A 5,008-nucleotide genomic window follows, 5' to 3' on the forward strand; every position below is an offset into this window, starting at 1 on the left:
GCTGGCCATCCTTGGGAAATTCAAGTGCTCCCCATATATTAGAGCGAAAGATATTGCCAGTTTCTATATCCCAGTCCCACATTTCATCGCCACTACCCCATAGAGACAGTTTTAAGCGTTCTTCACTAAGTGCGATTTGTTTTTGAATCTCTCTTTTTCTTATAATTGCTTTTATAAAAAAGAACGTTACTATAAAAAATAATGAGATATAGATTGTTTTTGCATAATCAGATAGCCACCATGGTGGTGATACATGAATTTTTAAACTTTTTAATGGACCTTTATCTTTGGTTACAGGGTTTTCTCCATAAACATTAAATATATAGTTGCCAGAAGATAGATTTGTGTAAGTCGCAGAATTTGTACCTTTAGCAGTGATCCAACTGTCTGACAATCCTTCTAAATTATAAAAATACTCTATGTTTCTTTCACTGGATTTAGGTGAGTTGAATTTTAGGGTGAAAGGATAGTCAGAATATTTTACTTTAATTTCATGTGATTTAGATATGCTTTTTTCTAAGGAATCACTACCAATGCTAACTTCTTTGTTGAATATCAAAAGCTCACTGATATTGGCTTCTATACTTTCATTTTCAAAATGAGATGTTGTATCGTTTTTATTTACGACACTAACCCCAGATATACCTCCTAAATAAAAGTTACCATTCCAGTGTACAGCGCTTTGGCTATTGTATTCTTCTTGACTTCCATAATTTTCAGACAAACGGAAAAATCTTTTTTTGTTACTTAGTATGACTTCATTTATTGATGAGGCTATAAAATCTTCATTATCATCAAATGCAAGCGAGTATATAGGCTTGTTTGGGTTATATGCTTCTTCTATAAGCATGCTTTCTTTATTGAGAGAGTAAATAGCAGTTCTCGTACCAAAGTATAATGAGTTCGTACTATTACTTAAACAGTATACAAAGTCACTATCAAAAAAGGTGTCTTCATTACCATTTTTATCTATGACTATCAATCCACCTTGAGTTGCTAAATAGATTTTTTCATTTTCATCTGTTAGAATTTGGAATATAGCATGTTTGTTTTTTGTAGGGATAAGTTCTATTTTTTCGTTTTTTAATACATAAAGTAAAGAATCTGATGTTGCAAAATATATTTTATTGTTTTTTTTGTCTTTAAATAAAGCAACTATATTGGCATCAAATTTTACTTTCTTTAGTCCGTTGTGATATTCTAGTAAACCTGATTTTGTTGCAATAATGATTTTATTTTCATTTTGCACTATGTATTTAGGGCCTAAGGTTTCGGTGTCTATTACTTTGTCTAGAATTAAGTCTTTATTGTAAATTTCAATAACATTGCTATCATTTGAAATTGCAATGTTATTATCGTTTAATACGCTGATTGACCAAATGTTACCCTTGGGGTTTTTTAGTGATTTTATAATGTTTTTATTGTCACTAATTGTGGTGAATCCCATGTTTAACGATGGGATTATAATATGGTTACGTGTTTTGTAGGCATTCGATATTTCTGTGAGTGTATTGCTATCTGAAATGCTTCCTTTAAAATTAACTTTCTCTGTTAGTAAGTTTTTCTCAAAAACATTTCCATACTTGATAATGATTGATGTGGCGTTGTTTTTGTTTGCATACTGGTTTGATTCATAGATTTTTATATGGTCGCCGTTAGTGTTTATAAAGTACACTGCATTTTTTGAAGAGACTATATCAATAGATTTTGATGTGATTTTTTTATGTGATTTATTTGTTCTAAAATCTACCACTTCACCATTATGGTATCTTATTATATACCCGTCGTTTGTTTTTATGGCCTTCTTTATAGGCTCGAAGTTCTTGTTTTGATAAGAGTTTACTATTTCAAGGTTATCTTTTTTAATTTCAATAAGTTTATCTTTTGTGCTTAACGTATAAACTTCACCGTTGTCATTTATTGACCATATGGCGTCATTGACATTCGGGTATTTTTTAAAGTTTTCTAGTTCAGGATCGTAAATATTTAACCCTTTATCGGTGCCAACCAAAAGTGTGTTGTTATCGAATAGCAAACTTTGAATAAAGGAGCTAGATAATCCAGAGCGATCATTTTCAAAAAAATGCTTAAATTTTTCACCATCAAAACGATTTAATCCATTGAGCGTGCCAATCCAAATATAGCCGTCATTATCCTCTACGACAGATGTAACTGTGCTTTGAGATAGCCCTTCTGGCACGCCATAGGATTCAGTTTTTAGCGCAATTGGTAAGTCTTGCGCTTTTGCTGTTGAGAGGAGAAGAAATGTAAGGATAAGGCAATTTAAGAGTGCTTTAGGCATAGTGTTTTTCTTATGTTTTCCAGATGATGCCATGAAACATTTGTTTTACATACTTTTCCAGAAAGTGAGAGCTTTGTCAAAGCAGGGATGGTCAGAATGCTTTTACTTCATGAAGATGGTGGCATATTGCGCAATCCACAGTCGCTACAATGCTTTCAGCGGGAATATTGAGGCTAATTAATGACACTCGCGCTGTCATTGATAGGACTTTTTGGGGGGGAGATGAGAATTGTAAGCACAGATGTCAATAAACTCCTTCGTGGTGTTAGCACTGTATTGTGGTAGCATTTATCGTGCTCTAGCGCCCTGGTTCTCTGGCGCGCTGGCACATAAATCATGTATGACTTGGATGAAATGAGATTCTGATGAAGAAAACCTTGACCCGTGGCTTAATGAATCTTTTACCAATGGCACTTAGTCTGTGGTTGTTTTGGTCGCTATTTGTGTCTCTAGATGGTTTAGGGTTATTTTTATTGGCGTTATTGGGGATTAACCCGCCATTTGTGGGGCTCGGTTTTTCCTTAGTGGTGGCCTTAGTATTTATCGTGGGCTTGTTGTTTTCAGTCAGTCCTATTGTGTGGATTTATAGTTGGATTGAGCGGCAGTTAATGCGCTTTCCTTTATTTAAATCGGTATATGGCAGCATTCGTGATATTGCCTCATTAATGAATCGTGATGGAAAACCCAATACGCAACAAACCGTATTAGTTAGACAAGCTAACGGTGGGTATGTGGTGGGCTTTATTATGACCAATACACCGCCTAAACCTTTGTTAGATGCCTTGCCAGAAGGGGATTGGGTTCCCGTGTTGTTTCAGTTAAGTTATCAAATGGCGGGGGTGACCAGTTTAGTCAAGCGTGAAGATTTAATCCTGGTGGACTGGTCATTTGAAGAGGCGATGCGTTTTAATTTGACCGCCGGTATTTCGCAAACACCTAATTAAGCTTGTTGCTTGTGTTACAGACGATGAGGGGGCTTTGTACTCAACACTTGGGTATTGGCTGCTTGGGACATTGGCACTTGTGTGTTGAACACTGAGAGAATGTAATATTGGCGTCATTGAAAGTGTGCATGGTTGGCACCTAGCTATGCGCATGGAAGTCCTCTGCACAGTTTATAATCACTTTTTGTTCGTTCTTTGTTGTTCATTGGTCACTACTCCTTAGGCTGGCGATATTTTCAGCTCGACTCCATTCTTGGCGCGGTATCGCTGGCGAGATGAGCCGTTAAGCGGCGGATATATTGCTCCAAGGGATAACTCGGATTATCCTTGGATCCCATTTTTAAGGTCTGTTGTAGGAAGTCGGGTATGTCAGTCCAAAGTCAAAGTAAATTAGATAAAGTATTAGCAGAGGCGCGCGAGTATAAAGCAAAGCGTGAAAGTGGGTATCGCGAGCAGGCGTTAAAACTCTATCCTTGGGTCTGTGGTCGTTGTACTCGCGAATTTACCCCTAAAAATCTCAGTGAATTAACGGTACATCATCGGGATCATAACCACGATAACAATCCTACGGACGGCTCAAATTGGGAACTACTTTGTTTGTATTGCCATGACAATGAACATTCTCGTTTTGAGGAGTTGATCCGCTACGGCAGTACCACCGAGACTAAGCAGGCGCCTGCCACCTATAATCCCTTTGCCGATTTAAAGGCCATGCTAAAAAAATAATCCTGCTGACCACTAGATTGCATTTGCGGTAAATACAGCTGCGGTAAATAACAACTTCAGTCAATACACTTAGTCTAGTGTTAAGAAACTTTGCGTGGAGGCGTTCGTGCGGCGGGCTGATGGCGGCTAGTCAATGTCGGGTTCTGGCAATGTTTGTTTGTGCTCCGCCAAGCGGGTTTGTGACGCTATCCACTTGGCACGGCTTAGGCTATGTTGATTGCTCTTGCCTGCAAAACGCGCTTTGCGGGCGGGCAGCTTTGCGATGATGGCCAGTTGCACGGTTTCGCTGCAATCGCGCCAAGCGACAATTTCATCAAGATGGCGCAGGCAACCCATGCAATAGTTTTCATCGTTTAATCCGCAGCGAGCAACACAGGGTGACAGCATAGGGGCCTCATCGCTTAATTTGGCTTAACGTTGTTGTATTTCAGTTAACTTTACCGTTGATTTAGGGCAGTTTAGCTTAATTTTCTTTTCAATATAAGCTCATGCATGGTGCATGCAGGTGTCTGAGCTTGACCGCCTTGGGTTAACATCGCTTAGCGCGTTGCCGCTCAGGCAAACTTAACGCAAGCGACGTTCACTCAAGTAGGCGTTAACGCCAAGCGATATTCATTGCAAATAAGGTTAACGACGAGTGCCGCAGCATTAACTATTTTCTATTAACATCAACTTTTGAGCATTAGGCCACGCATTGAGCCGCTCTTATTTATATTTGAGAAAGGGTGAGTCAAATTAACGTTAACAATGGTCATCAATATCAGCAGCAGTTCAGCCAAATCAATCAATTGCTTGAGCAGAGCTGCGCCCTGTGGCAAGTGCAGGCCTTTGAAGCAAAGAACCTACCCTGGGAAGCGGATTTTCCTTGTTTAGCAAGGGCGATATGGGCCATTGACGATGCCGAGATTGATACTCTCGATGCCGACCAGACTCGGTTGGTCAACGCACTCGCCCCAGCACTGCGTCAAGATTTAACGACGCTCGGCCTGCAGTGGGAGTTAGGTTTATTGGCTGAGCCCATTGCGCGGAATAATGG

The 5,008-nt window shown here is 39.2% G+C and carries 4 protein-coding genes and 1 pseudogene; 3 read left to right on the forward strand and 2 right to left on the reverse strand.

Translation table 11 applies throughout. The features are described 5' to 3' along the window. Window positions 1–2,302 (reverse strand): ligand-binding sensor domain-containing protein (locus tag ACRCZA_RS12865; RefSeq protein ID WP_438674817.1); only part of this gene is annotated, 2,302 nt, incomplete at its 3' end. Between the two features lie 365 nt (window positions 2,303–2,667). Here ACRCZA_RS12865 and ACRCZA_RS12870 point away from each other — a divergent pair. Both ACRCZA_RS12870 and ACRCZA_RS12875 read left to right on the forward strand, forming a co-directional pair. Beyond that, the gene (locus ACRCZA_RS12870; RefSeq protein WP_438674818.1) at window positions 2,668–3,246 is read left to right on the forward strand and encodes a DUF502 domain-containing protein; all 579 of its coding nucleotides are present in this window, start codon (window positions 2,668–2,670) and stop codon (window positions 3,244–3,246) included. Window positions 3,247–3,612: 366 nt separating this feature from the next. Beyond that, window positions 3,613–3,972, forward strand: a complete 360-nt coding sequence (locus tag ACRCZA_RS12875; protein ID WP_438674819.1) for a YajD family HNH nuclease — start codon at window positions 3,613–3,615, stop codon at window positions 3,970–3,972. A gap of 126 nt (window positions 3,973–4,098) precedes the next feature. Here the strand turns inward: ACRCZA_RS12875 and ACRCZA_RS12880 are convergent, their stop codons facing one another. Continuing rightward, the gene (locus ACRCZA_RS12880; protein WP_438674820.1) at window positions 4,099–4,359 is read right to left on the reverse strand and encodes a DUF1289 domain-containing protein; all 261 of its coding nucleotides are present in this window, start codon (window positions 4,357–4,359) and stop codon (window positions 4,099–4,101) included. Between the two features lie 338 nt (window positions 4,360–4,697). On the opposite strand from ACRCZA_RS12880, the pseudogene ACRCZA_RS12885 reads away from it, so the two are divergent. Further along, window positions 4,698–5,008, forward strand: a pseudogene (locus tag ACRCZA_RS12885) (methyltransferase); the annotation flags it as partial.

The organism is Shewanella sp. (genome assembly GCF_051658185.1).
GTDB lineage: Bacteria > Pseudomonadota > Gammaproteobacteria > Enterobacterales > Shewanellaceae > Shewanella.

Bases quoted from the DNA above. Each gene is read 5' to 3' on its own strand.
- ACRCZA_RS12880 (WP_438674820.1), bottom strand. From the start codon at position 4,359: ATGCTGTCACCCTGTGTTGCTCGCTGCGGATTAAACGATGAAAACTAT.
- ACRCZA_RS12875 (WP_438674819.1), top strand. From the start codon at position 3,613: ATGTCAGTCCAAAGTCAAAGTAAATTAGATAAAGTATTAGCAGAGGCG.
- ACRCZA_RS12870 (WP_438674818.1), top strand. From the start codon at position 2,668: ATGAAGAAAACCTTGACCCGTGGCTTAATGAATCTTTTACCAATGGCA.